Source organism: Pantoea sp. JZ29 (genome assembly GCF_035190385.1).
In the GTDB taxonomy this organism is placed as follows: Bacteria; Pseudomonadota; Gammaproteobacteria; order Enterobacterales; family Enterobacteriaceae; genus Pantoea; species Pantoea stewartii.
On record NZ_CP045241.1, the window covers coordinates 2,983,988 to 3,008,827 of the forward strand.

Genomic DNA, 24,840 nt, shown 5'->3' on the forward strand with positions numbered 1-24,840 from the left:
CTGATGAATGAAATAATTCCGCTTGCAAGCGCCGCCGGCATGACCGTCGGCCTTGCTGTTTGTGCCCTCATCGCTGGCCTTGTGCTGGCGATGATTTTTGCTGGCTGGGAGTCAATGCGGCTGCGTCCGCTCGCCTGGGCAGGCACCGCACTGGTCACCCTGATTCGCGGCCTGCCAGAGATTCTGGTGGTGCTGTTTATCTACTTTGGTGCCTCGCAACTGCTTTTGACGCTGTCTGACGGTTTTACGCTACATTTCGGTCTGTTCAGCGTACCGGTTAAGATGCAGATCGAAAATTTTGATGTCAGCCCGTTCCTGTGTGGCGTGATTGCACTGGCTATGCTTTACGCCGCCTATGCGTCACAAACGCTGCGTGGTGCGTTAAAAGCCGTGCCGGTCGGTCAATGGGAATCGGGCCAGGCGCTGGGCATGAGGAGGTCGGCGATCTTTTTCCGCCTCATCATGCCGCAGATGTGGCGTCATGCGCTGCCCGGTCTGGGTAACCAGTGGCTGGTCTTGCTGAAGGACACTGCGCTGGTGTCGCTTATCAGCGTTAACGACCTGATGTTGCAAACCAAAAGCATCGCTACGCGTACGCAGGAACCCTTTACCTGGTTCCTGATTGCGGCGGCCATTTACCTGGTGATTACGCTGTTTAGCCAGGCAGTGCTGCGTCGTATTGAACACCGTACGACCCGTTTTGAACGGGGGAACAGCTGATGCTGCAATATTTACCCGAACTGTTGAAAGGGCTTCATACCAGCCTGACACTGACTGCGGCATCGCTGGTGTTCGCGCTGTGTCTGTCGCTGATGTTTACCATTGCACTGACCCTGAAAACACCGCTGTTTTCGCCCCTGATTAAAGGATTTATCACCCTGTTTACCGGCACCCCGCTGCTGGTGCAGATTTTCCTGATCTACTACGGGCCCGGTCAGTTTCCCAGCCTGCAAAAACTGCCGTGGCTGTGGCATCTGCTGTCACAACCCTGGTTGTGTGCCATGCTGGCGTTGTCGCTGAACAGTGCTGCCTATACCACGCAGCTGTTTTACGGTGCGGTGCGGGCGATACCTGCCGGTCAGTGGCAGTCCTGCGAGGCGCTGGGTATGACGCCCAGACAAAGCCTGCGCATTTTGCTGCCTTATGCGTTTAAGCGTGCACTCTCCTCTTACTCCAATGAAGTCGTGTTGGTCTTTAAGGGCACCTCGCTGGCGTTTACGATTACGCTGATGGAAGTCATGGGACACGGTCAGTTACTGTATGGCCGGACCTACGATGTCACGGTTTATGCGGCTGCGGGACTGATTTACCTGTGCGTTAACGGCCTGCTTACCCTTCTGATGCGCCTGATCGAAAAACGCGCTCTGACCTTCGAGCGTCGCGACTGATCTTCAGGCAGGGAAACCTGCCTGAGTAATTTTTCAGTCACATTTATTGCATAAAAATTCATTATCTGGCATCTTACTGCCCTGTATGTTATGTGACTGATGGCCAGGGAGCCTGTAATGAAAAAATGGATGATTGCTGCAGTACTGGTAAGCCTGGCGGTAAGCGCGCAGGCCGCTGAGAAAATTCGTTTCGCCACCTCTGCTACCTATCCCCCTTTTGAATCGCTGAACAGCGATAACCAGATTGTCGGCTTTGATATTGATCTGGCAAAGGCCCTTTGCCAGCAGATGAAAGCGGAATGCTCGTTTACCAATACGGCATTTGACAGCCTGATCCCCTCGCTGAAGTTTCGCCGATATGATGCCGTGATTGCCGGCATGGACATCACGGCCGAGCGCAGCAAACAGGTCGATTTCACCCAGCCTTATTATGCCAACTCGGCGATTGTGATTGCCCCGAAAGGCAAATTCAGCGCGATAAGTGACCTGAACGGTCAACGTGTAGGCGTCGAAAACGGCACCACGCACCAGAAATACCTACAGGACAAACATCCGGACATCAAGGTGGTGGCTTATGACAGCTATCAGAATGCCATTCTGGATATGAAAAGCGGCCGTCTTGACGGCGTGTTTGGCGACAGCGCGGTAGTCAATCAGTGGTTAAAAACCAACAGCGATCTGGCCAGTGTGGGTGAGCATGTAACGGACGCCGATTATTTTGGGACCGGCTTAGGCATTGCGGTACGCAAAGGTAACGACGGCCTGCGTGAGAAACTTAACCAGGCACTGGCGGCACTTAAAGCCAACGGCACCTGGCAGAAAATCAACCAGCAATGGTTTCCTGAATAAGGTTTATGGGCCAGCCGCGTGCTCTGCTGACCGGTTCTGCACTGTCCTCAGTTCAGCAGCTTACCTGGCTGGCCCGCCCTGACGTTGATGCGTCAACAGCGTCAGCACCTCATAATGCGCGGTGTGCGGGAACATATCAAACAGCTGGACCTGCGTTACCCTGTAGTCACTGAGCCGGGCGATATCCTGCGCCATGGTCTGTGCATTACAGCTTGAATAAAGTACATAATCCGGTGCCATCGCACGGAGATACTCACACAACTCACGGCCAATCCCCCGACGCGGTGGATTGACCAGCACCAGCTGCGGCACCGCTTCGCGTCCCAATGCAAACGCGGTGGAATCCAGCGCGGCAAAACTGACATTATCCAGGCCCAGCATAGCGGCAGAGCGTTCTGCACAGCGAATCGCTTCGGCGCTGATTTCAATCCCGGTAAGCTGCAGGGACGGCGACGCGCAATGCAGGCCAAATCCGCCCACCCCGCAGAACAGATCCCACATGCTGGTTACCGGGAGCGCACGGACCCAGTCGCGCGCCGTGGCATACAGCGCACTGGCGACCTGAGGATTGGTCTGGAAAAAACTCTGAGGGCGGATCCACAAGGGCACCCCATTGAACGTTTCTGCCAGCGACTGGGTCGGCGTTAACGGAATCTCCTCCTCTCCTTCCAGAATGGCCATATGAACCGGCTGGATATTGGCGGAGATCACCGTCAGTTGCGGCAGCTGTTGCTGAAGCCAGGGCAGCGCAGCTCGCAGTTGTGCCAGCTTCGTGTGCGAGCGCAGAACAAAGCGCAGCATCATGCCGCCCTGCGTGCTTTCCGTCAGCAGCAGATACTTCAGCTCACCGCGCTGGCGTTCAATGTTGTATGGCGTTAACCCCGCGCGCGCGATAAACGGTTTTAAGGTTGCCAGCACTGGTGAAAAACGGTCAGGGTAAAGCGGACAGTCCGACAGATCGACGGCCTCGCCGTTGCGCTGCACGATGCCAAAAACAGGCCGCTCTACACTTCCACTGACCACCATCTTCGCTTTATTACGAAACCCTTCCTGGGCCGAGGCGACCGGCGGCAGCCAGGTTGCAACCGGAACATCAGCCAGCAGTTGGGCCAGCAGAGACTGTTTTTCATCAAGCTGCTGTGAATAGGGTTTTTCGAGCCACTGGCATGAGCGGCAGCGGTTAGCGTCATAGAGCGCGCATTGCATGGTAAAGCCTGTATTGCCTGTCGGGAGGGTGAGCGGAGCGCGATTGTATCACCGCTTGCGAAAAAATGCGCGGCTACTGGCGGGCAGAAACAACAGCAGGAATACCGCCAGGTCGGGCAGTTTTTGCTGCAAGGTGTGGTGAATGATCTGCAGATTACTTTCGCCGTCAATACTGAAAATTTCCGGATAGATCCCGCCCGTGGAGGCCATCAGCATGTAGCACAACACCACAATCTGCACCACGACAAATCCCCAGCGCCCGCGATTGCTCCCGCGCATCAGGGTAAAGGCACAGCGCAGCTCAAATAAAAAAATGATCTGACTGGCAATGAAAATCAACGTGGAATCCCAGGACTGCGCACTGCGATGGAGAAAGTTGATGATTTCGGTATAGCCCAGCGCGTTCACCAGCATCAGCACGCTGAGGCAGCGCGTGGCAATAATGGCGATGCCGGCCACCGTAACGGGCACCGGCGCATCCGGTAAAACAGAACTGTGCTTCAGGGTTTCCGACATGTCCTCGACTCCGCCACGCGATAAAAAGGCTGGATAAACCAGCCTTTATCTATATTGGCAAACGTCAGGCATTTCAGCCACGTTTAGCTTTCTGAATATCGCTTAAACGCTGTTTTTCTTCATGCGCCATCACGCGCCAGGCGATAAAACCGACAATGCCCACGACAAACAGGATGAGTGACGCCAGGGCGTTAATCTCCGGATTGACCCCACGACGCACCGTGGCAAAAATCGCCATCGGCAACGTTGTCGCGCCCGGCCCGGTGACAAAGCTGGCAATCACCAGATCGTCCAGCGATAAGGTAAAGGCCAGCAGCCAGCCGGTGACGATAGCGGGTGCAATCATCGGCACCGTAATCACGAAAAACACCTTCAACGGCGTCGCGCCCAGATCCATCGCCGCCTCTTCAATGGAACGGTCCAGCTCACGCAGGCGCGAGTTAATCACCACCGCCACGTAGGCTGTACAGAAGGTCACGTGCGCCAGCCAGATGGTCAGCGTGCCGCGTTCGGTTGGCCAGCCCAGCGCATTACCGAGCCCCACAAAGAGCAGTAACAGCGACAGACCGGTAATCACATCCGGCATCACCAGCGGTGCGGTCAGCATAAAGGCAAAGCCGTTATACCCACGAAAACGCCCAAAGCGCACGATAATTACCGCCGCCATGGTGCCCAGCACCACCGCCATGGTGGCAGAAAGCGCGGCGATGGTCAGGCTCAGCACCACCGCATCGATCATGGCATCGTCCTGGAACAACACCTGATACCAGTGGAAGGAGAAACCTTCCCACACCGTCACCAGCTGCGAGCTGTTGAAGGAGTAAATCACCAGCAGCAGCATCGGCGCGTAGAGAAATAAAAAGCAGCAGGCCAGGATGACTGTGCGCCAGGGAGAGCGGATCGTTGGCAGATTGTTCATCCCTTCTCTCCCATTTCGCGGTTTTGGTGTTTGTGGAACCAGATAATCGGCAAAATCAAAATCAGTAAGATGATCACCGCCAGTGCCGACGCCACCGGCCAGTCACGGTTGTTAAAGAACTCCTGCCACAGAATGCGGCCAATCATGATACTGTCCGGGCCGCCCAGCAGCTCAGGGATCACGTACTCGCCGACCGCCGGAATAAACACCAGCATGGATCCGGCAATGATGCCGCCTTTGGTCAGCGGCACAATCACGCTAAAGAAGGTTTTCAGCGGACGCGCGCCCAGGTCCAGCGAGGCTTCCACCAGCGAATAATCAATGCGCGTCAGCGCGGTATAGATCGGCAGCACCATAAACGGCAGATAGCAGTAGACGATGCCAATGTACACCGCCGTGTTGGTATACAGGATGATCAGCGGATGATCGATCACCCCCAGCCACAGCAGGAAACGATTAAGAATACCGTTATTGTTCAGCAGCCCCATCCACGCATAAACCCGCACCAGAAACGATGTCCATGAGGGCAGAATCACCAGCAGCAGCAGGATGGATCGCATTGAAGGCTTACTGTGCGCGACCGCCCACGCCAGCGGATAACCTATCAGCAGGCAAATCACCGTCGAGATAGCGGCCACTTTTAATGACTGCAGATAGGCGTCAATGTAGAGCGGATCGTCGCTGAGCGTGACGTAGTTGCCCAGATTGAGCACCAGGCTCAGCTGATCGTCAGCCCAGTTAACCAGTTCGGTATAGGGCGGAATGGCGCGCGCAATGTCGGCAAAACTGATCTTAAGCACGATCAGGAAAGGCAGCAGAAAGAACAGCGTCAGCCATATGTAAGGTAAGGCAATGACCAGCTTGCGCCCGTGCTGCATTTTGACGCGCGTTGCCCAGCGCTGCAGCGGCGTGCCCAGCAGTTTGGCAGGGGCTTTAGTGCGTTGAAAAATCTGGCTCATCCCGCCTCCTTAAACCGTCAACACCACGCAGCTGTCGCTGTCCCAGCACAGGCGGACTTCATCGCCCCATGTCGGTAGCCCTTTGCGGTAGCGATGTTCATTTTGCAACTGGGCGCTCAGCATCTGACCGCTGTGCAGGCGCACGTGATAAATGGACAGATCGCCCAGGTAGGCAATATGGACCACTTCACCGACGGCAAAGTTACAGCCATCCGCCGGCACCGTTTCGCACAGCATCACTTTTTCCGGGCGCAGCGCAACATGTACCGGCACGTTATCGACCACCGACACGTCCGAATCGACTTTAAGCGGATGTTTCAGGCCCGGGCTGTCAATCACCAGGCCATCTGCCTGACGCTCACGCAGCAGACCTTCAAACACATTGACCGAACCGATAAATTCCGCGCTGTAGCGGCTGGTCGGATGCTCATAAATCTCCTCCGGCTCGCCGATCTGCACAAATTTGCCCCGGTTCATGATAGCGATGCGCCCCGCCATCGTCATGGCTTCTTCCTGATCATGCGTCACCATCACGCAGGTTGCCCCCACCCGTTCCAGGATATCCACCACTTCCAGCTGCATCCGATCGCGCAGCTTTTTATCGAGCGCGCCCATTGGCTCATCCAGCAGCAGCAGTTTTGGCCGTTTTGCCAGGCTGCGCGCCAGCGCCACGCGCTGACGCTGACCGCCCGAAAGTTGATGGGGTTTGCGCTTAGCAAACTCCTGCATATGTACCAGCGATAACATTTCTTCGACACGGCTGGTAATTTCGCCTTTAGCCAGCTTGTCCTGTTTCAGCCCGAACGCAATGTTCTGCTCCACCGTCATGTGGGGAAACAGCGCGTAACTCTGAAACATCATATTAATGGGACGCTGATAGGGCGCGACATGCGACAGATCGTGTCCATCCAGCACAATCTGCCCGCTGGTGGGCTGTTCAAAGCCTGCCAGCATGCGGAGTAAGGTCGATTTACCGCAGCCGGATGCGCCGAGCAGGGCAAAAATTTCGCCTTTATAAATAGTCAGGCTGACATCGTCCACGGCATGCTGGCCGTCAAAGGATTTTGTCAGATTACGAATTTCCAGTAACGGCGTTAACGCTTTTGCCGTTTTAGTCTGCGGGCGTGGGATGGCATCGTTCACTCATATCTCTCCGGAGCCAGGCGGAACAACGCGGCAAACAGTGCCGCTAAAAATGGCACAACAGAGGCCGGGACTGCGCCTCTGTTGCTGTAGCAGGACATGCCGTTTCGTTACTTACCGCTTTTAACCTTAGTCCATGCACGCGTGCGCACACGATCCAGTTTCGGATCCTGTACCTTCAGTACAAACAATTTGGCCATGGCATCCGGCGTAGGGTAAATGCCCGGATTGTTGCGGATATCGGCATTAATCAGCGGCAGAGACGCTTTATTGCCGTTGGCATAATTCATTTTGTTGGACACGTCAGCAATAACTTTCGGATCCATGATGTAGTTCAGCCAGGTGTAAGCCGCGTCCACATCTTTGGCATCTTTAGGAATCGCCATCATATCAAAGAACGCCAGTGCGCCCTCTTTCGGTACGCTGTAGCCAATGTTGACGCCGTTCTTCGCTTTTTCCGCGCGATTTTTTGCCTGAAGAATATCGCCGGACCAGCCGATCGCCACACAGATGTTGCCGTTGGCCAGATCGTTAATGTATTGCGACGAGTGGAAGTAACGAATATTTGGACGCAGCTTCAGCAGCAGATCGGTCGCGGCGCCGGAATAATCCTTAGGATCGCTGCTGTTCGGATCTTTGCCGAGGTAGTTCAGCACGGTCGCGAAAATTTCTTCAGGTGCATCCAGGAACGAGACGCCACAGCTTTTCAGTTTTTCCAGGTTCTCAGGTTTCAGCACCAGATCCCAGCTGTTGACCGGCGCATCCGCACCCAGTGCGGCTTTGACTTTTTCAACGTTGTAGCCGATGCCGGTGGTGCCCCACAAATACGGAATGGCATATTTATTACCCGGATCGTGCTGGGCAACCTTCTCCATCAACGCCGGATCAAGATTTTTATAGTTGGGCAGTTTGCTTTTATCCAGCGGCTGGAACACGCCAGACTGCAGCTGACGCGCCAGGAAGCTGGACGAAGGCACCACCACATCGTAGCCGGTGCTGCCGGCCATCAGTTTGCCTTCCAGCACTTCGTTGGAATCAAACACGTCATAAACCACTTTAATGCCGGTCTGCTTTTCAAAGTTCGGCACGGTATCGGGCGAAATATAATCCGACCAGTTATAAACGTGCAGCGTTTTATCTTCCGCCATGGTACTGGCTGAAGCAGCCATCAGCACCCCAGCAACCACACCTGACAACCATTTTTTACGTTGGTTGAACATGTTTTTAATCCTCCTGAGCGGGTTATAACAACGCTGCACATCAGTGATCCGACATTGCGTTTTTATGATTTAAAAATCAGTGACACAATGAATCATTATTCAGTGGACGTTTAATAGTAAAAACCTATACCAGCACGGTATTCCTGCGGTTAGTGCCGCACCGCAAGCATAGCCGCCCCGTTCGGGGTTAACCATACCTCAGCGTAAAAAACGCCTGAACGTAATATTTTATGCATGTTTAAGCTATGAGGTTCGGCTTTTACGGCATAAAGAACGTCATAAATCTGGCAATTAAGGGCTTAATGCAGAATAAAACATTACGGTTACAAAATAATCTACCTCCTTCACAATTGATAACATTGAGAATATTTGACGCTGAAGGGAAAAAACGCTTATGACGTGTGCGGCAGGAAAGCCTGTGCCAGGGACAGGCATAAAAAAGCCGTCCTGGCAGACGGCTTAATCACGGCGGTGAGGATCAGTGAAGAACGGAATGCATGCTGCTGGTGGCAACATGCTCTTCATCTTCACCCATCATCAGCAGGTTGTTGGCGAAGGCTTCCATGATGACCATGGAAATTTCTTCTTCGCTCTGCTTCATGAAATGCGAAAACTGGCCGAAGGTTAATCCGGCTGTGATCATCATCGACTGGCACACAATCAGCTTCGGCAGATTGTCATTCTGAATATCGATAAACGCTTTCACCGTTAACGAACTGGCGTTAATTTGCGACAGGTCACCCACCAGCGGAATTAACGCCGTCGGCTTCACTTCCGCCAGTGCTGAAAACAGAATGACGTTGTCTACCAGGTCGATTTTAGCGTCAAACACCCCGTCGAAGTTTTGCATATGCGGCAAATGCAGCGCCTGACAAGCATCACATTCAAACCAAGTGATATTTTGCTGATCCAGCCAACGACGCAGCAGGTCGATATCCGGAACGACAAGAGAATCCATTGTAAAATCCCATGGGGTGATAAATAAGCGACTTAGCTTACGGAAAAATGTGGTGAGTTTCCACGAAAACCACTGAAAAGCGCGGGTCAACCTGCGGTTTTAGGACGGTGCCCGGGGGTAGCGTACCGCTCAATATGATCGATCATCATACCTGCAATGTTAAGACCACTTGTAGTTTCAATACCTTCCAGACCGGGTGAGGCATTCACTTCCATCACCAGTGGACCGCGATTTGAACGCAGAATATCTACACCCGCGACATCCAGCCCCAACACCGCCGCCGCTTTAACGGCCATCAGACGTTCCTGCTCACTGATGTCAACGATGCGGGCTTTACCGCCCCGGTGCAAATTCGAACGAAAATCGCCCTCTTTTGCCTGACGCTCAATGGCCGCCACGACCCGGTCGCCAATCACCAGACAGCGTACATCGCATCCGCGCGCTTCCTGAATAAACTCCTGCACCAAAATATGCGCATTCAGTCCACGAAACGCATCGATGACACTTTCAGCCGCCTGGCGGGTTTCCGCCAGAACCACGCCGATGCCCTGCGTGCCCTCGACGAGCTTTACCACCAGCGGCGCACCGCCCACCATGGCGATCAGGTCCTGTGTATCATCGGGCGACGAGGCGAATCCGGTCACCGGCATGTCGATGCCATCACGGGCGAGCAGTTGCAGGGAACGCAGTTTGTCCCGGGCACGCGTGACCGCAGCGGACTCATTGAGTGGATAGCTGCCGCACATCTCAAACTGGCGCAGCACCGCCGTGCCATAGAAGGTGATTCCGGTACCGATACGGGGAATCACGGCATCGAAGTGACCCAGCAACTCGCCACGGTAATGGATACCGGGCGAGGCAGAATTGATGTTCATGTAGCAGGAAAGAGGATCAATGATTTGTACAAAATGACCACGCTGTTCGGCGACTTCACGTAAACGGCGGCAGGAATAGAGCGATCCATCGCGCGACAGAATAGCCATTTTCATCAATTAAAATCCTTGGGTTGTATTAGCGTGTTGCCCAGCCTTGCTGATGCAGGTAGTCCAGCATAAACGGGCGCGTTTCTTTAATAATCAGGCGCTGAATCAACTGACTCCAGGTTTCGCTGCGCTGGTTGCTGTCGCGTTGTTCGTAATAGATCGCCGTCCGGTTATCGTAATCAGCCAGCACGGCCGGATCCACTGGTTGATAGCGATTTTCATGCACTAACATGGCCTGGGGAATACGCGGCTTCACATCCGGCACCGATTCGGGATAGCCCAGACAAAAACCAAACAGCGGCAGGACAAATTTTGGCAGCCCCAGCAGTTCTGTTACCTGAGCGATATTGTTACGGATGCCACCAATAAAAACGCCGCCCAACCCCAGCGACTCTGCTGCAACCATGGCATTTTGCGCCATCAGCGCCGTATCAACACAGCCCAGCAGCAGTTGTTCTGCGCGGCCCAGCTGCGCATCAGGACAAATTTGCAGATGACGATTAAAGTCAGCACAAAATACCCAAAACTCAGCGGCTTCCCCTACCCATGTCTGTCCGCCTGTTAATGTCACCAGCTGCTCACGCATGGCCGGATCGGTGATACGGATGATGGATGAGCACTGCAAAAAGCTGGACGTGGACGCCGATTGCGCCGCAGCAATAATCGCTTCGCGCTGTTCAGCGCTTACCGGCTGGTCAGTGAACGCGCGAATTGAACGGTGGCTGCACAGTAAATCGATTGTCGGTGTCATAAAGTCTCCAGCTGATTTATCTTTTTTTGTCGGAAAGGTTGAACAACTGCGGCGCAAGCGCTTTCGCACTGCGCCACATCAGGAGCCAGGCGGCAGGCAACATTAGCAGAATGCCGATGATAAACAGCGCGGTAGCCAGCCCGGGTGTAGCCAGGCGGCCCGGCAGGCCAGGGAACCAGTGATTCACAACCAGCAATGCACTGGCAATCAGTAACCCACCCAGCGCTTCCATCACCAGCAGTGCTTTCGGCAATTTAGCGACGTTTTGCATGCGTTTCTCCTGCCTCAAGGCCAATCGCCCCCCAATTATGGTTAACATCCGCAAATTTGCACATCAGAGGTGTCGGGATTGTTCCGCTCTGCCGACGTGCGACGGATTCATCGGGGACGGGCATTAGACTAACAGGTAATTCCTGCTTTCTTTAAGCGCAACGAGCGGGCATCATAAGCGGCTTTTCTGACGTGATTCCGTGTCACTCACACGACGTCCCTTGCAAGGAGTTTTCGATGATTGCTGTTATTTTTGGTCGTCCCGGCTGCCCGTACTGCGTTCGCGCAAAAGAACTGGCTGATAAACTGCAAGCTGAGCGTGATGATTTCAACTATCAATACGTAGATATTCAGGCGGAAGGCATTACTAAAGCGGATTTAGAGGCCAGTGCGGGGAAACCGGTCAGCACCGTGCCGCAAATTTTCCTGGATGAGCAGCATATTGGTGGTTATACCGAGTTTGCCGCATGGACGAAAGAGAATCTGGGCTTCGTGGCCTGATTTCGCACACCCGGTCAGCGCGCTGACCTCACGGGTGAGTTCTTCGTTGCCTGCATCAGATACCGTTCGCAGAGTGCCGGGTCTCTGATGCAGGCCGTTCCGGCCTTACTGTCTGATTGCCACAATCAGCTTCATCAGTCTGACCAGCAATGCGCCGCATCCTGCCCAGAACATCCCGCTCAGGCTCCAGACCATGATATAGTCCCAGCGTGCCGGCACAGCGAAAATACCGTGCAGCAACAGCGCCGCCAGCAAGGTGCCAACAGAAGCCATGATCAACGTACTTTTCAGCGGTGCCGAGTGCTGCATAAACGCCATCAATCCACCCGGCAGTAAAAAAAGCAACAATGCAGGCTGACTGTGCAACGCATGTTTATCCAGGGCACAAAAATCCTGGGCAAAAATAAACACCAGACAATAAAGCAGACCTCCTGACAGACAGGTCGCCCAAAAATAATAACGCTGCGGCATAACTCCCCACTCATTTAAAACACGCCAAAACATCGCTTTTGACCTTGATGAGCCTGGTGGAAATAAAAATAAACAGTCGTTTTGTGTACAAATGAAAGTCGCCAATGGCTGAGAAAGTATTTTCTGATTAGAATATTACCCGCGTTATCCGCTCAGTCATTATGGATGACGTAACGGCACGCTTACGGTCTGGACAAGATAGCGAAAAACAGACCACTCTTCAATACGTTACACGTAAACAAGAAGTTAAAATGTTGAATGTTAACATCGCAGAATTGTTAAGAAGTAATGACATTTTGTTATTATTTTTCGTACTGGCGTTGGGACTTTGCTTAGGAAAATTACGTTTTGGCTCCGTCCAGCTCGGAAATTCCATTGGCGTATTAGTCGTTTCGTTATTATTAGGCCAGCAACACTTCTCGATGAATACCGATGCCCTGAGCCTGGGCTTTATGCTGTTTATTTTTTGTGTCGGCATTGAAGCCGGCCCTAACTTTTTCTCTATTTTCTTTCGGGACGGGAAAAATTATTTCATGCTGGCCATTGTCATGGTCGCCAGTGCTCTGCTGCTGGTGCTGGGCTTTGGCAAGCTTTTCGGCTGGGACATCGGCCTCACCGCCGGTGTTCTGGCGGGTTCGATGACGTCGACGCCAGTCCTGGTGGGCGCGGGCGATACGCTGCGTCAGAGCATTAGCGACCCCAGGCAGTTAGGCATCATGCAGGATCAACTCAGTCTGGGCTATGCGGTTACCTATCTGGTGGGGCTGGTCAGCCTGATTTTCGGTGCACGTTACCTGCCGCGTCTGCAGCATCAGGATCTGTCCACCTGTGCTCAACAGATTGCGCGTGAGCGCGGTCTTGATGCCGACAGTCAGCGTAAGGTTTTTCTGCCCGTTATCCGCGCCTATCGCGTGGGGCCGGAGCTGGTGGAATGGAGCGGCGGTAAGAATCTGCGCGAGCTGGGCATCTATCGCCAGACGGGCTGCTATATCGAACGTATCCGACGCAACGGTATTCTCGCCAGCCCCGATGGCGATGCTGTGCTCCAGCTGGGCGATGACATTTCGCTGGTGGGCTACCCGGATGCGCACGCGCGCCTGGATCCCAGTTTCCGCAACGGGAAAGAAGTCTTTGATCGCGATTTGCTCGACATGCGAATCGTGACCGAGGAGATTGTGGTTAAAAATCACAATGCCGTGAACAAGCGGCTGAGCAAACTTAACCTGACCGATCACGGCTGCTTTTTAAACCGCGTCATTCGCAGTCAGATAGAAATGCCTATCGACGACAATATTATGCTGAACAAAGGCGATGTGTTGCAGGTCAGCGGGGAAGCCCGCCGGGTGAAAAGCGTCGCCGATCGCATCGGCTTTATTGCTATTCACAGCCAGATGACCGACTTACTGGCTTTCTGCGCCTTCTTTATCATCGGCCTGATGACAGGACTGATCACGTTCCAGTTCAGCAACTTCAGTTTTGGCATCGGTAACGCGGCCGGGCTGTTATTTGCCGGTATCATGCTGGGCTTCCTGCGGGCTAATCATCCTACCTTTGGCTATATTCCGCAGGGTGCGCTGACGATGGTCAAAGAGTTTGGTCTGATGGTGTTTATGGCAGGGGTTGGCCTGAGTGCAGGCAGTGGAATCGATCACGGTATTTCCAGTAACGGGGCGCTGATGCTGTTGTGCGGCCTGCTGGTCAGCCTGCTGCCGGTGGTGATTTGCTACCTGTTTGGTGCCTATATACTGCGCATGAACCGGGCACTGCTGTTTGGGGCGATTATGGGTGCCCGCACCTGCGCGCCAGCCATGGAAATTATCAGTGATACCGCGCGCAGCAATATTCCGGCTTTAGGCTATGCCGGCACCTATGCTATTGCCAACGTCCTGCTGACGCTGGCCGGCACGCTAATCGTCATTATCTGGCCGTTATTGCCCTTATAAAATTTTTTACTGACGTCCAGAACTTTTTATTTTGATCACAGTCTGAATAAGTGCCACTGCTTTTCTTTGAAATCCCCAAATTGTGGAGCCCGCTGGTCTTTTTCCCGGCGGGTTTTTTTATGCCTGCTTTTCTCCCGTCCTATTTAACACAAAAAAGTCATAAAAGTTAAACCGCGTTGCAACCTCTGTGCAGATTAAGAACCTTGTGATGGACTCGCCGGGCATCTGGATTCAGGATAGCTGACTTAATTTGTTAGCAATGTGTGCTGGCAGATGCGACAGACTCCATCCGGTTTGACCTGCTTGTCAGGCTTTTTTTGGATTGAGAAAATCTGAACATCAGTAAAACGAGGAACCGTTCACGTAATGGAAGAATTAAACCGTACCCTGTTCACGGCGATTAACGCGACGCCCGACTCACCTCACTGGTTACTGCAGCTTGCCACGTTTATTGCCAGAGACGTCATTGCCATCGTGCCACTTTTGATTGTGGCGTTGTGGTTATGGGGCCCGCGCGATCAGGTTGCGTCACAGCGTGTGCTGGTGCTGAAAACCGGCATCGCGCTGCTTTACGCACTGGCAATATCCTGGTGCGTTGGTCAACTGTTACCGCATCCGCGGCCTTTCGCCATTGGTTTCGGTTATCAGTTTCTTCATCACGCACCTGACGACTCGTATCCGAGCGATCATGGCACCACCATTTTTACTTTTGCGCTGGCCTTTCTCTTCTGGCACCGCCTCTGGTCAGGCGTCATCCTGATGGTCGTAGGTACCGCAATCGCCTGGTCACGTATTTATTTGGGCGTGCACTGGCCAATGGATATGCTGGGCGGCTTGCTGGTAGGTATGCTGGGTTGTCTGGCGTCGCATCTTGCCTGGCAGCTTTATGGTGAACGCCTGTTGAATGTTCTTAACCCCGCTTACCGACTGCTGTTTGCGCTACCGATTCGTAAAGGCTGGACGCAGAGTTAATCTTTTGCTGATGTCGGCGCAAACGTACGTGGATTTCAGGGCCGAACGGGCCGCCTGCCGTAAAAAAGGGACGCCATCGCGTCCCTGATTATTAGCTGAACCACTTCCCGAACCAGCCGTTGAACTTCATCATCACAAAATCGATCATCCGGCTGAAGAAGCCGCCCTCCGGCACATCCTGCAGCACGACCAGTGGCCGCTGTTCAATGGTTTTGCCATCCAATTGGAAATTAATGGTGCCGACGACCTGATTCTTCTTCAGCGGCGCTTCTAACTGGGGCGATGACAGCGTATAGCTGGCTTTCAGGTTTTTCATCTGACCTTTTGGAATGGTCAGCGCGGCATCCTTCGCCACGCCCAGACTGACCTGACTCTGATCACCAAACCAGACGCGCTGCTGGGCGAACGGGGCATCCGCTTTTACTGGCGTAACCGTTTCAAAGAAGCGGAAACCCCAGGTCAGTAGCTTTTCGCTTTCGCGGAAGCGAATGGCATCGCTGGCGGTGCCCAGCACCACCGAAATCAGTCGCATATCGCCCTCGGTTGCCGAAGCGACCAGATTATTACCTGCGCCTGACGTATGGCCCGTCTTGATGCCGTCAACGTGAAGGTTGGTGCTCCAGAGCAGACGGTTGCGGTTCATCTGGCGAATATGATTGAAGGTGAACTCTTTCTCTTTATTCAGTGCGTACTCTTCCGGCACATCGCGGATCAACGCCTGACCAAGCAGCGCCATATCCCGTGCGGTGCTGTACTGCCCTTCCGCATCCAGACCGTGTACCGTCATGAAATGTGTATTGGTCAGCCCCAGCGCTTTAACGTAGTTATTCATCAGCCCGATAAACGCGTCCTGACTGCCTGCCACATAGTCGGCCAGCGCGATACAGGCATCATTGCCTGACTGGATCACAATGCCTTTATTCAGCTCATGCACCGGAATACGATCGCCCGGTTTAAGAAACATCAGCGACGATCCGCGCAGTTTGGGGTTGCCGGTCGCCCAGGCATCCTGTCCTACGGTCACCATGTCATCTGGCTTAATTTTGCCGGCTTTAATTGCCTGCCCAACCACATAGCTGGTCATCATTTTGGTCAGGCTGGCTGGATCAAGCCGCTGGTCCGCATTGGACTCGGTCAGGACCTTGCCGCTGGCATAGTCGATTAAGATCCAGGCTTTGGCATCAATTTGAGGGGCATCCGGTGCCTGTACTGCCAATACAGTCATCGGTGCAATCAGTAGCAAAGAGGTGGCAGCGACGCGCCGCAGGTGAGATGAGAAGCTAGTTTTTGTCATGAGCTTGACCGGATTGTCCTTGTTAAAACGGAAAGTCAAAGGCGTGAAACCCTCTGTCAGAACGCTACCCGCTGGCGTGACTGAAAAAAACCGCTTAATCGTAAAGTTTTATAGATTTTAGTAGATTAACCCTGGCATGACCGCCGCGCGCGTGCCATTTTCCGGCAACAGTGTCGTCCATAAAAATGCGTTAAATTCCGAAATTTTCATCAGAAAGTTAAGGCCGTCACAAAACTGGGTTAACCTGACGCTATTCACTCGAGGAGAACCCGTATGGACCTGGCACTGTTTGATCTGGATGAAACGCTGATTAGTGAAGACAGCACCGGCCTGTGGCTGCGCTGGCTGGTTTCACAAGGCTTTGCGTCCAGTGAGCTGATTGAGGAAGAGCAGGCGCTTATGCGTCAGTATTACGCCGGGACGCTGTCCATTGAAGACTATATGCATAAAACGCTGTCCCCGTTAAGCGGCATGGCGACCCTGACGGTTGAGGGCTGGATCCGCCGCTTTATTCATCGCGACATTATGCCGCGCGTCTATCCTGAAGCCCGGGAACGTCTCAAATGGCATCAGTCACGTGGCGACAGAATCATTGTTATCTCCGCCAGCGGTGAACATCTGGTGACGCCGATTGCCCGCCAGTTAGGGGCCTGCGGTGCCCTCGCCATCGGTGTGGAAGTGGTGGATGAGCGCTACAGCGGCAACACCTACGGAACGATGACCTTTCAGCAGGGCAAAGTGACGCGGGTGGAAGAATGGAAAGCCCAGCGGCCGGATGAACACTACTCACATACCTGGGCTTACAGTGATTCTCTGAACGACCTGCCGATGCTGGTGCAGGCCGATTATGCTCACGTGATTAACCCTGCGGAACCGTTACGCCAGGAAGCCGAAAAACGCGGCTGGCCGGTTTACCACTGGGCGCGTTAAGTTAACCGCGGGAGGCGCTGGCGTCCTGCGCCAGCCCTACCTTCAGGAGCTTGCCGTTAGCTTCATCCGTCAACACATACAGATACCCATCCGGCCCCTGGCGGACATCGCGAATGCGTTCGTTTCGCTCACCCAGCAGGCGTTGCGCCTCAACGACTTTTTCACCGTTGACACGCAGTCGAATCAGTTGCTTCTCTTTCAGCGCCCCGATAAAGAGTGAATTTTTCCATTGGGGGAAACGGGCACTGTTATAAAAGGCCATGCCGCTTAGCGCTGGTGAAACTTTCCAGTAAAATACCGGCTGTTCCGTGCCCGCCACGTGCGTGCCTTTCGATTCAGGAACCTTGCTGCCGTTGTAATCAATGCCGTAGGTCGCCAGCGGCCAACCATAATTTTTCCCTTTTTCGATCACGTTGACCTCATCGCCACCGCGTGGGCCGTGCTCGCTTTCCCACATGACCTGTGTCCAGGGATTAAGCGCCAGGCCTTGTGGGTTACGTAAACCGTAGGCCCAGATTTCAGGCCGGGCACCCTGCCTGCCCACGAAAGGATTATCCCTGGGAACGCTACCGTCGCCGTTCAGGCGCAGCAGTTTTCCCTGGAGCTTGTCGAGATCCTGGGCGGCGCTGCTGACAAAATTATCCCCGAAGGCAATCCACACAAACCCCTGACGGTCAAAGGCCAGCCGGGTTCCAATATTGTTGCCGCTTGAGAGCCGGGGCGTTTGGCTGATGACTTCATGAAAATCGGTCAGCTGGCGATGATCGTCGCTGAGTGTGCCATAACCCACGACGGCCCCCGCCTTGCCGTCGCTGTCCGCTTTGGTATAGCTGAGCCACACCCGACGGCTCTGGGCAAAATCCGGGGCCAGCACCACATCCAGCAGGCCGCTCTGTCGCTGCGCCCACACCGCGGGCACGCCCTTAATCGGCTCAGATAAACCGGTATCAGGTCGCCAGCTACGCAACTGGCCGGCGCGTTCAGTGATGAGTAACGTCTGGTTATCCGGTAAAAAGGCCACCGACCAGGGATGGTCCAGCTTATCCTGAAGCACCTTCACCGTCAGATCATCCGCCCATAACGGGCTGGAAACGAGTAACGCGCCATTCAGTAACAGTAGGGTGGAAACACGGGTCATAGCATTCTCCAGACAGAGGCAGTGTGTTTAAGCGTAGTCAGCCTGTCCGGCATGATGTTGAGGATTTACAAAAGATTAAACAGCGTGGGCGTGATAAAGACGGGATGAAAAAACAGGCGGTAAGGGGCCCGCGACCTGAACGGCGCGGGCAAACGGAACTTACTCGAAAAAGGTCTCGGGATTATCCGCCAGTGAGATGAACTCTTTACCGCCCGGCGTGAGCGCCAGAATGGTGCCCGACTCAATGTCGTAAACCCAGCCATGCAGACGCAGCTTGCCCTGACGTAACCCTACCGACACCGAAGGATGGGTTTTCATGTTGTTTAGCTGCGCAATCACGTTCTCCTGCACCATAGCGTTGAGCTTTTTCTCGGGTGATTCATAGTCACGCTGCTCCACCACCGCTTTGGCCGCATCGGCAAAGCGCAGCCAGTGCTCGACGGCTGGCATGCTGTCCATGCAGGCACAGGACGAAATCGCGTTCATCGCACCGCAGTTAGAGTGACCACAGATGATGATGTCAGAAACGCCCAGCACCATCACCGCATACTCAATAGTGGCTGACACGCCACCCGGCTCCGGCCCAAAAGACGGCACAATGTTGCCCGCATTACGGATAACGAATAGCTGCCCGGGTTCCTGCTGCGTGACCAGCTCCGGCACCAGACGGCTGTCTGAGCAAGAGATAAACAGGGCTTTCGGGTTCTGATTTGAGGCCAGACTTTTGAACAGCGCCTCTCTTTCAGGAAAGACAGTCTGCTGAAAACTCAGAAACCCGTTAATGATCTCTTTCATTATTTTGCTCTCACATTATCCACGTCATTGTCTGAAAGGCCAGGCTCTCAGCACTTGTTAAGCGAATCATTATTAATGAAAACAAGCAAATATCAACCAACAATATGACCGTCAAATGGCGTTATCACCTGCGTTGATAAGAAAATTAACGAATTAATTTTTAGCTATTTATTAGAAATCCTTTTGCAAAACGGCGGGTTACTGCGGTTTTCTTCCTTTCCGATCATCGGCTTAAACGCCTGTCACTCTCGGGAACCCTTTACGGTTTTTTGCGTGACTTTACACTGTTATGCCTGAGGTCAGATAACGCTACAATTTTCATCGCAACACAGGTAAAATCGCGCGCCATTGCTGTGCTGAACCGGAAACCACCTTATGTCCACTACTACTACACTGCCGCCGCGCGTGGGATTTGTCTCGCTTGGCTGCCCCAAAAACCTTGTCGACTCTGAGCGCATTCTGACGGAACTGCGCACCGAGGGCTATGAGGTGGTCCCACGCTATGACGATGCGGAAATCGTTATCGTCAACACCTGCGGATTCATCGACAGCGCCGTCCAGGAATCGCTGGAAGCGATCGGTGAAGCCCTGAACGAAAACGGCAAGGTGATTGTGACCGGCTGCCTGGGAGCGAAAGTCGACCAGATTCGCGAAGTGCACCCGAAGGTACTGGAAATCACCGGTCCGCACAGCTATGAACAAGTGCTGTCGCACGTGCACCGCTACGTGCCGAAGCCCCAACATAATCCGTTCCTGAGCCTGGTGCCGCAACAGGGCGTGAAGCTGACGCCGCGTCATTACGCTTACCTGAAAATTTCTGAAGGCTGCAACCATCGCTGCACCTTCTGTATCATCCCGTCTATGCGCGGCGATCTCGACAGTCGTGCCATTGGCGAAGTGCTGGACGAAGCAAAACGGCTGGTTGAAGCGGGCGTGAAAGAGTTGCTGGTCATTTCGCAGGATACCTCGGCTTACGGCGTGGACGTGAAACACCGCACAGGGTTCTGGAACGGCGCGCCGGTGAAAACCAGCATGGTGAGCCTGTGCGAGCAGTTAGCGAAACTCGGCGTGTGGGTTCGCCTGCATTATGTTTATCCTTATCCTCACGTGGACGACGTGATTCCACTGATGGCAGAAGGCAAGATTCTGCCGTATCTGGATATCCCGCTTCAGCACGCCAGCCCACGCATTCTGAAGCTGATGAAGCGTCCGGGTGCCGTGGAACGCACGCTGGAGCGCATTAAGCGCTGGCGTGAGATCTGCCCGACGCTGACGCTGCGCTCAACGTTTATTGTAGGCTTCCCCGGCGAAACCGAAGAAGACTTCCAGATGCTGCTCGACTTTATTAAAGAAGCGCGTCTGGATCGTGTGGGTTGCTTCCAGTACAGCCCGGTTGAAGGCGCAACGGCAAACCAGTTACCCGATCCGGTCGATGACGCAGTGAAACAGGAACGTTATGACCGCTTTATGCAGTTGCAGCAGCAGATCTCTGCCGAGCGCCTGCAGGAAAAAATCGGCCGTGAAATTATGGTCATCATCGATGAAGTCGATGAAGAAGGCGCGATTGGTCGCAGCATGGCTGACGCGCCAGAGATCGATGGTGCCGTCTATCTGAATGGCGAGAGCAACGTTAAGCCGGGCGATGTTCTGCGAGTCAAAGTGGAACATGCTGACGAATACGATTTGTGGGCGAGCCGCGTCTAACCATACTTCTGCTGGTGCGCTTTTTTGCGCGCCAGATAGTCGTCATCTGCCCGTAGCTTATCCCAGTACGCTTTGAAAATGGCCGCCGCAGCGGCCTTTTCTTCGTCCCTGCCCCGGGGCAACTCCTTGCCCTCCGCATCGTATTTTCGTCCGCCCTTATGGTTGCTGTAGCGGCGCGCACGGGTGTAGCCCATTTGAATAAATTTGCGCGCCATGTCCATGCCCACAAAGTCATCCTGCTGACGATAGGCTTCGAACAGCCGCATGATTTCTTCTGCCGAGGCTTTCGCAACCTCAACGGTACGAAAACGCCAGTGCGGCAGGATTTCGCCTTTATAGGGCTGGACCATCAGCACGCCCTGCTCACCGCGCCCGACCTGATAACGTTCAGGATGTTTGCGGAAGTCGATAGTGCTGAAGTCTTGTTCATAGTCAAAAGGTTTCATGTCTTCAGTTTAGGATCAAGTGCGTCACGTAGCCCGTCGCCAAGCAAATTAAAGGCTAAAACCGTGAAAAAAATAGCCAGTGCCGGAAAAATCGCCACGTGCGGCGCGATAACCATATCCGCGCGCGCTTCGTTGAGCATCGCGCCCCACTCTGGCGTCGGTGGCTGCGCGCCCAGCCCCAGAAATGACAGGCTTGCGGCGGTGATAATCGAGGTCCCGATGCGCATGGTGAAGTACACCACAATAGAGGATACCGTGCCGGGCAGCAGGTGACGTATCATGATCGTCCAGTCTGACGCTCCGATACTGCGGGCTGATTCGATGTAGGTTTGCCGTTTCAGTACCAGCGTATTGCCGCGCACCAGGCGGGCAAAGGCGGGAATACTGAATATCGCCACGGCGATAATGACGTTACTGATGCCACTGCCCATGATGGCCACGACGGCAATGGCCAGCAAAATGCCGGGAAACGCAAACAGCACGTCGCAGATGCGCATGGTGATCCTGTCCCACCAGCCTTCATAGTAGCCCGCCAGCAGTCCTGCCAGCGTCCCCACTATCGCCCCTATCGCGACGGAAACGAAGCCGGCGAGAAGCGAAATTCGGGTTCCCACCAGCACGCGGCTAAAGATATCGCGTCCCAGTGAATCCACGCCAAACCAGTGCACCAGTGAGGGGCCGTCGTTGAGTCGGTCGTAATCAAAGTAATTTTCTGCATCGAATGGCGCAACATACGGTGCCGTAAACGCCAGTACGATCAGCACCAGGACAAACAGGCCCGCCAGCAGAGCGACCGGCTGACGACGAAAGCGTCGCCAGAATTCCCGCCAGGGCGTTCTTACCCGGTTGCTGTCCAGCAGTGGCATGTGTTTGAGTGCCGCTTCCCGTCGCCAGTTTTTCATCAGGTGTCCTTAAAGCGAATCGCCGGGTTAATGACGGCATACAGCATATCGACAATCAGATTGATCAAAATAAACTCCAGCGAAAACAGCAATACCTCTGCCTGAATCACCGGATAGTCACGCATCTGTACCGAATCCACCAGCAGGCGTCCCAGCCCCGGCCAGTTGAACACGACCTCAACCACAATCGAGCCACCCAGCAGGAAACCAAACTGCAGGCCCATCATGGTGACCACCGGTATCATGGCATTCCGCAGACCGTGCTTAATCACCACGCGGTACTCACTGACGCCTTTGGCACGCGCGGTGCGCATGTAATCTTCCTGCATCACCTCCACAAAGGATGCCCGGGTGAAACGGGCCATCACAGCCGCTACCGCCGCGCCCAGCGTGAGAGAGGGCAAAATATAGTGCTGCCAGCTGTCTGCGCCCACCGTAGGCAACCAGCCCAACTGGACGGAAAACACGTCCATCAGTAACATGCCCAGGGCAAAAGCCGGAAAAGAGATACCCGAAACCGCGAGCGTCATGCCGAGGCGATCCGGCCAGCGATTGCGCCATACGGCCGAAACAATGCCGATCGCCATGCCCAGGATCACCGCCCACACCATGCTGGTGAGCGTCAGCCACAGGGTTGGCATAAAACGCGTAGCGATTTCCGCCGAAACCGGACGCCGGGAAACCAGCGACTGACCAAAATCCCCCTGCAGCGCATTGACGATAAAGTGCACGAACTGCACCGGCAGGGGTTTATCCAGGCCCAGCTCCTGACGGACCAATGCCACAACAGACGCATCGGCTTCCTGTCCGGCAATCAGCCGCGCCGGATCGCCCGGCAGCAGATGGACAAACAGAAACATCAGCACTGCCACGATAAACAGCGTGGGAATCAGGCCCAGCAGGCGTTTAAGAAAATAGTTAACCATGTGACATCCCACACAACAGTCAGCAGCGCAGCTGACCTGCCCGGTGCCTCATTGCTGACGAGGCACCGGGCATCACACATCCTGTTCAGGACAGAACAGGTCCGGCGACTTACTTCATCTCGGCGTCATCAAAACTGAATGACGTGTCCGGCATCATGTAAAAACCGCTCAGGTTTTTGCTGTGTGCGGACACCAGTTGCTCCACCACCAGCGGGATCCACGGATGATCGTTCCAGATGGTGTCCTGCGCATCTTTATACAGTTTGGCTTTTTCCGCCTGATCGGTCGTTTTCAGCGCGTCGGCCAGGTCTTTATCCACCTTCGGATTGCTGTAAAACGCCGTGTTGAAGATCGCCGGTGGCCAGGCTGCGGTTGCGAACAACGGCGTCAGCGCCCAGTCGGCTTCACCCGTTGAGGCTGACCAGCCAGTGTAGAACATGCGCACGCCGCTCTCTTTCTGGCCCTTGCCTTCCACTTCCGCTGCGCGCTGTCCCGCATCCATCGCGGTCACTTTCACCTTCACGCCGACCTGTGCCAGTTGCTGCTGAACAAACTGCAACACTTTCTGTGCCGTGCTGTGGTTATGCGACGACCAGAGCGTGGTGTCGAAACCGTTCGGATAACCCGCTTCTTTCAGCAACGCTTTTGCTTTAGCGGGATCGTAAGGAATGGGCGGATACGTTTGCGCATAGGCAATAGAGGGAGGCACTATGCCGGTGGCAGGTGTGGCATAACCGGCGAACGCAACTTTAACCAGTGCCTGGCGGTTGATCGCGTACTCCAGCGCCTCACGCACTTTTGGATTATCAAACGGTTTTTGTGTCACATTCAGGCTGATGTAGCGCTGCATGATGGAGGGCGATACCACCACGTCCAGCTTGCTGTCCTTCTCCAGCAATTTGGCCTGCTCATAAGGCACCGGGAAGGCAAAGTTCGCTTCACCGGTCTGCAGCATGGCCGCACGCGTATTGTTATCCACGACCGGGCGCCACGTAATGCTGTCGAGTTTGGGATAGCCTTTTTTCCAGTAGCCGTCCCATTTCTTCACCTTCACAAAATCGGTCTGATTCCAGGTCACAAATTCGAACGGCCCGGTGCCCACCGGATGAAAACCGATGTCCTTACCGTATTTTTTCAGGGCGGCAGGGGAAATCATCACCGCCGCAGGGTGCGCCAGAATATTAATAAAGGCCGAGAACGGCTGCTTCAGCGTAATTTTCACCGTCGTGGGATCGACCGCTTCCGTGCTGGCGATGTATTTAAACAGGTTATAACGTTTGAGATGGTTGTCGGGATTACTGGCCCGATCCAGGTTGACCTTGACCGCCTCGGCATTAAAGTCGGTGCCATCCTGAAACTTCACGCCTGAGTGCAGCTTAATGGTGTAGGTCAGGCCATCGCCGCTCACCGTGTAACTGTCCGCCAGCACATTGGTCAGTTTCATATCTTTATCAAAGCCAAACAGCCCCTGATAAAATGATTTCGCGACCGCCTGGGACAAGGTGTCGTTAGCGTCATAGGGATCAAGCGTGGTGAAATTGGAGGCGACGGCGATCACCGCATCACCCGCGGCCCAGGCGGGCAGCGTCATGACGCTACTTAATATCCCTGCTGCCAGTAAGCTTCTACGCATCGTTATCTGCATTGTTTTCTCCT

The 24,840-nt window shown here is 54.2% G+C and carries 26 protein-coding genes; 8 read left to right on the forward strand and 18 right to left on the reverse strand.

Annotation, left to right across the window (positions count from 1 at the left end):
* Window positions 1–3 precede the first annotated feature (3 nt).
* The 3 genes from artQ to GC090_RS13870 all read left to right on the forward strand — a co-directional run bounded on the left by artQ (window position 4) and on the right by GC090_RS13870 (window position 2,237).
* A complete protein-coding gene (gene artQ, locus GC090_RS13860) occupies window positions 4–720 on the forward strand; it encodes an arginine ABC transporter permease ArtQ (RefSeq protein ID WP_033737656.1) in 717 nt (238 codons plus the stop codon).
* The gene (artM, locus tag GC090_RS13865) at window positions 720–1,388 is read left to right on the forward strand and encodes an arginine ABC transporter permease ArtM (protein WP_324020125.1); all 669 of its coding nucleotides are present in this window, start codon (window positions 720–722) and stop codon (window positions 1,386–1,388) included. The genes artQ and artM overlap by 1 nt, the downstream gene beginning before the upstream one ends.
* A gap of 117 nt (window positions 1,389–1,505) precedes the next feature.
* Window positions 1,506–2,237 (forward strand): arginine ABC transporter substrate-binding protein, encoded by a 732-nt coding sequence (locus tag GC090_RS13870; RefSeq protein WP_324020127.1) that lies wholly within the window; start codon window positions 1,506–1,508, stop codon window positions 2,235–2,237.
* Window positions 2,238–2,297: 60 nt separating this feature from the next.
* Here GC090_RS13870 and rlmC read toward each other — a convergent pair whose 3' ends face one another.
* The 10 genes from rlmC to GC090_RS13920 form a co-directional block, all read right to left on the reverse strand.
* Window positions 2,298–3,443 carry a 23S rRNA (uracil(747)-C(5))-methyltransferase RlmC gene (gene rlmC / locus GC090_RS13875; RefSeq protein ID WP_033737658.1) on the reverse strand — a complete coding sequence of 382 codons (1,146 nt, stop codon included), beginning with the start codon at window positions 3,441–3,443 and terminating at the stop codon, window positions 2,298–2,300.
* Window positions 3,444–3,491: 48 nt separating this feature from the next.
* On the reverse strand, window positions 3,492–3,959 hold the full coding sequence (locus GC090_RS13880) for a YbjO family protein (protein ID WP_033737659.1): 468 nt from the start codon (window positions 3,957–3,959) through the stop codon (window positions 3,492–3,494).
* A 73-nt stretch (window positions 3,960–4,032) separates the two neighbouring features.
* A complete protein-coding gene (potI, locus tag GC090_RS13885) occupies window positions 4,033–4,878 on the reverse strand; it encodes a putrescine ABC transporter permease PotI (protein WP_324020130.1) in 846 nt (281 codons plus the stop codon).
* Window positions 4,875–5,837 carry a putrescine ABC transporter permease PotH gene (potH, locus tag GC090_RS13890; RefSeq protein ID WP_039341374.1) on the reverse strand — a complete coding sequence of 321 codons (963 nt, stop codon included), beginning with the start codon at window positions 5,835–5,837 and terminating at the stop codon, window positions 4,875–4,877. Before potH ends, potI begins: the two co-directional genes overlap by 4 nt.
* Window positions 5,838–5,846: 9 nt before the next feature.
* Window positions 5,847–6,980, reverse strand: a complete 1,134-nt coding sequence (potG, locus tag GC090_RS13895) for a putrescine ABC transporter ATP-binding subunit PotG (RefSeq protein ID WP_033737661.1) — start codon at window positions 6,978–6,980, stop codon at window positions 5,847–5,849.
* 110 nt (window positions 6,981–7,090) lie between these two features.
* Window positions 7,091–8,200: a spermidine/putrescine ABC transporter substrate-binding protein PotF gene (gene potF, locus GC090_RS13900; RefSeq protein WP_033737662.1), complete on the reverse strand. Its 1,110-nt coding sequence runs from the start codon at window positions 8,198–8,200 to the stop codon at window positions 7,091–7,093.
* A 478-nt stretch (window positions 8,201–8,678) separates the two neighbouring features.
* Window positions 8,679–9,158, reverse strand: coding sequence for a YbjN domain-containing protein (locus tag GC090_RS13905; protein ID WP_324020132.1), 480 nt, complete (start codon window positions 9,156–9,158; stop codon window positions 8,679–8,681).
* 86 nt (window positions 9,159–9,244) lie between these two features.
* A complete protein-coding gene (rimK, locus tag GC090_RS13910; RefSeq protein WP_033737664.1) occupies window positions 9,245–10,147 on the reverse strand; it encodes a 30S ribosomal protein S6--L-glutamate ligase in 903 nt (300 codons plus the stop codon).
* 22 nt (window positions 10,148–10,169) lie between these two features.
* The gene (gene nfsA, locus GC090_RS13915; protein ID WP_033737665.1) at window positions 10,170–10,892 is read right to left on the reverse strand and encodes an oxygen-insensitive NADPH nitroreductase; all 723 of its coding nucleotides are present in this window, start codon (window positions 10,890–10,892) and stop codon (window positions 10,170–10,172) included.
* A 16-nt stretch (window positions 10,893–10,908) separates the two neighbouring features.
* The gene (locus tag GC090_RS13920) at window positions 10,909–11,163 is read right to left on the reverse strand and encodes a DUF1418 family protein (protein ID WP_054687954.1); all 255 of its coding nucleotides are present in this window, start codon (window positions 11,161–11,163) and stop codon (window positions 10,909–10,911) included.
* 236 nt (window positions 11,164–11,399) lie between these two features.
* On the opposite strand from GC090_RS13920, the gene GC090_RS13925 reads away from it, so the two are divergent.
* Window positions 11,400–11,663 carry a GrxA family glutaredoxin gene (locus GC090_RS13925; protein WP_033737667.1) on the forward strand — a complete coding sequence of 88 codons (264 nt, stop codon included), beginning with the start codon at window positions 11,400–11,402 and terminating at the stop codon, window positions 11,661–11,663.
* A gap of 105 nt (window positions 11,664–11,768) precedes the next feature.
* On the opposite strand, the gene ybjM is transcribed toward GC090_RS13925, so the two are convergent.
* Window positions 11,769–12,134 carry an inner membrane protein YbjM gene (gene ybjM / locus GC090_RS13930; protein ID WP_039341385.1) on the reverse strand — a complete coding sequence of 122 codons (366 nt, stop codon included), beginning with the start codon at window positions 12,132–12,134 and terminating at the stop codon, window positions 11,769–11,771.
* Window positions 12,135–12,388: 254 nt separating this feature from the next.
* On the opposite strand from ybjM, the gene GC090_RS13935 reads away from it, so the two are divergent.
* Together GC090_RS13935 and ybjG are read left to right on the forward strand one after the other, a co-directional pair.
* Complete coding sequence (locus tag GC090_RS13935) at window positions 12,389–14,077, forward strand: aspartate:alanine antiporter (protein ID WP_324021601.1); 1,689 nt, start codon at window positions 12,389–12,391, stop codon at window positions 14,075–14,077.
* Between the two features lie 366 nt (window positions 14,078–14,443).
* Window positions 14,444–15,049 carry an undecaprenyl-diphosphate phosphatase gene (ybjG, locus tag GC090_RS13940; RefSeq protein ID WP_033737669.1) on the forward strand — a complete coding sequence of 202 codons (606 nt, stop codon included), beginning with the start codon at window positions 14,444–14,446 and terminating at the stop codon, window positions 15,047–15,049.
* 91 nt (window positions 15,050–15,140) lie between these two features.
* On the opposite strand, the gene GC090_RS13945 is transcribed toward ybjG, so the two are convergent.
* The gene (locus GC090_RS13945) at window positions 15,141–16,343 is read right to left on the reverse strand and encodes a serine hydrolase (protein WP_058701041.1); all 1,203 of its coding nucleotides are present in this window, start codon (window positions 16,341–16,343) and stop codon (window positions 15,141–15,143) included.
* A gap of 273 nt (window positions 16,344–16,616) precedes the next feature.
* Between GC090_RS13945 and GC090_RS13950 the strand changes: the two genes are divergently transcribed.
* On the forward strand, window positions 16,617–17,273 hold the full coding sequence (locus tag GC090_RS13950; protein WP_039341391.1) for an HAD family hydrolase: 657 nt from the start codon (window positions 16,617–16,619) through the stop codon (window positions 17,271–17,273).
* Between the two features lies 1 nt (window position 17,274).
* Here the strand turns inward: GC090_RS13950 and GC090_RS13955 are convergent, their stop codons facing one another.
* Window positions 17,275–18,411 carry a PQQ-dependent sugar dehydrogenase gene (locus tag GC090_RS13955; RefSeq protein ID WP_058707616.1) on the reverse strand — a complete coding sequence of 379 codons (1,137 nt, stop codon included), beginning with the start codon at window positions 18,409–18,411 and terminating at the stop codon, window positions 17,275–17,277.
* Between the two features lie 159 nt (window positions 18,412–18,570).
* The gene (locus GC090_RS13960; RefSeq protein ID WP_033737671.1) at window positions 18,571–19,206 is read right to left on the reverse strand and encodes a carbonic anhydrase; all 636 of its coding nucleotides are present in this window, start codon (window positions 19,204–19,206) and stop codon (window positions 18,571–18,573) included.
* A 375-nt stretch (window positions 19,207–19,581) separates the two neighbouring features.
* Here GC090_RS13960 and rimO point away from each other — a divergent pair, with 375 nt between their 5' ends.
* On the forward strand, window positions 19,582–20,910 hold the full coding sequence (gene rimO / locus GC090_RS13965) for a 30S ribosomal protein S12 methylthiotransferase RimO (protein WP_039341398.1): 1,329 nt from the start codon (window positions 19,582–19,584) through the stop codon (window positions 20,908–20,910).
* Here the strand turns inward: rimO and GC090_RS13970 are convergent.
* The 4 genes from GC090_RS13970 to gsiB all read right to left on the reverse strand — a co-directional run bounded on the left by GC090_RS13970 (window position 20,907) and on the right by gsiB (window position 24,829).
* Entirely contained in the window at window positions 20,907–21,356 is a 450-nt protein-coding gene (locus tag GC090_RS13970) for a DUF4385 domain-containing protein (protein ID WP_033737673.1), read from the reverse strand. The genes rimO and GC090_RS13970 overlap by 4 nt on opposite strands.
* Window positions 21,353–22,258: a glutathione ABC transporter permease GsiD gene (gene gsiD / locus GC090_RS13975; protein ID WP_039341402.1), complete on the reverse strand. Its 906-nt coding sequence runs from the start codon at window positions 22,256–22,258 to the stop codon at window positions 21,353–21,355. Before gsiD ends, GC090_RS13970 begins: the two co-directional genes overlap by 4 nt.
* Window positions 22,258–23,184, reverse strand: coding sequence for a glutathione ABC transporter permease GsiC (gene gsiC / locus GC090_RS13980; RefSeq protein WP_324020138.1), 927 nt, complete (start codon window positions 23,182–23,184; stop codon window positions 22,258–22,260). Before gsiC ends, gsiD begins: the two co-directional genes overlap by 1 nt.
* Before the next feature lie 109 nt (window positions 23,185–23,293).
* Entirely contained in the window at window positions 23,294–24,829 is a 1,536-nt protein-coding gene (gsiB, locus tag GC090_RS13985) for a glutathione ABC transporter substrate-binding protein GsiB (protein ID WP_082999195.1), read from the reverse strand.
* Between the last annotated feature and the right edge of the window lie 11 nt (window positions 24,830–24,840).

Coding starts and splice junctions, on each gene's coding strand:
- artQ (WP_033737656.1), top strand. CDS start 4: ATGAATGAAATAATTCCGCTTGCAAGCGCCGCCGGCATGACCGTCGGC.
- artM (WP_324020125.1), top strand. CDS start 720: ATGCTGCAATATTTACCCGAACTGTTGAAAGGGCTTCATACCAGCCTG.
- GC090_RS13870 (WP_324020127.1), top strand. CDS start 1,506: ATGAAAAAATGGATGATTGCTGCAGTACTGGTAAGCCTGGCGGTAAGC.
- rlmC (WP_033737658.1), bottom strand. CDS start 3,443: ATGCAATGCGCGCTCTATGACGCTAACCGCTGCCGCTCATGCCAGTGG.
- GC090_RS13880 (WP_033737659.1), bottom strand. CDS start 3,959: ATGTCGGAAACCCTGAAGCACAGTTCTGTTTTACCGGATGCGCCGGTG.
- potI (WP_324020130.1), bottom strand. CDS start 4,878: ATGAACAATCTGCCAACGATCCGCTCTCCCTGGCGCACAGTCATCCTG.
- potH (WP_039341374.1), bottom strand. CDS start 5,837: ATGAGCCAGATTTTTCAACGCACTAAAGCCCCTGCCAAACTGCTGGGC.
- potF (WP_033737662.1), bottom strand. CDS start 8,200: ATGTTCAACCAACGTAAAAAATGGTTGTCAGGTGTGGTTGCTGGGGTG.
- GC090_RS13905 (WP_324020132.1), bottom strand. CDS start 9,158: ATGGATTCTCTTGTCGTTCCGGATATCGACCTGCTGCGTCGTTGGCTG.
- rimK (WP_033737664.1), bottom strand. CDS start 10,147: ATGAAAATGGCTATTCTGTCGCGCGATGGATCGCTCTATTCCTGCCGC.
- nfsA (WP_033737665.1), bottom strand. CDS start 10,892: ATGACACCGACAATCGATTTACTGTGCAGCCACCGTTCAATTCGCGCG.
- GC090_RS13920 (WP_054687954.1), bottom strand. CDS start 11,163: ATGCAAAACGTCGCTAAATTGCCGAAAGCACTGCTGGTGATGGAAGCG.
- GC090_RS13925 (WP_033737667.1), top strand. CDS start 11,400: ATGATTGCTGTTATTTTTGGTCGTCCCGGCTGCCCGTACTGCGTTCGC.
- ybjM (WP_039341385.1), bottom strand. CDS start 12,134: ATGCCGCAGCGTTATTATTTTTGGGCGACCTGTCTGTCAGGAGGTCTG.
- ybjG (WP_033737669.1), top strand. CDS start 14,444: ATGGAAGAATTAAACCGTACCCTGTTCACGGCGATTAACGCGACGCCC.
- GC090_RS13945 (WP_058701041.1), bottom strand. CDS start 16,343: ATGACAAAAACTAGCTTCTCATCTCACCTGCGGCGCGTCGCTGCCACC.
- GC090_RS13950 (WP_039341391.1), top strand. CDS start 16,617: ATGGACCTGGCACTGTTTGATCTGGATGAAACGCTGATTAGTGAAGAC.
- GC090_RS13955 (WP_058707616.1), bottom strand. CDS start 18,411: ATGACCCGTGTTTCCACCCTACTGTTACTGAATGGCGCGTTACTCGTT.
- GC090_RS13960 (WP_033737671.1), bottom strand. CDS start 19,206: ATGAAAGAGATCATTAACGGGTTTCTGAGTTTTCAGCAGACTGTCTTT.
- rimO (WP_039341398.1), top strand. CDS start 19,582: ATGTCCACTACTACTACACTGCCGCCGCGCGTGGGATTTGTCTCGCTT.
- GC090_RS13970 (WP_033737673.1), bottom strand. CDS start 21,356: ATGAAACCTTTTGACTATGAACAAGACTTCAGCACTATCGACTTCCGC.
- gsiD (WP_039341402.1), bottom strand. CDS start 22,258: ATGAAAAACTGGCGACGGGAAGCGGCACTCAAACACATGCCACTGCTG.
- gsiC (WP_324020138.1), bottom strand. CDS start 23,184: ATGGTTAACTATTTTCTTAAACGCCTGCTGGGCCTGATTCCCACGCTG.
- gsiB (WP_082999195.1), bottom strand. CDS start 24,829: ATGCAGATAACGATGCGTAGAAGCTTACTGGCAGCAGGGATATTAAGT.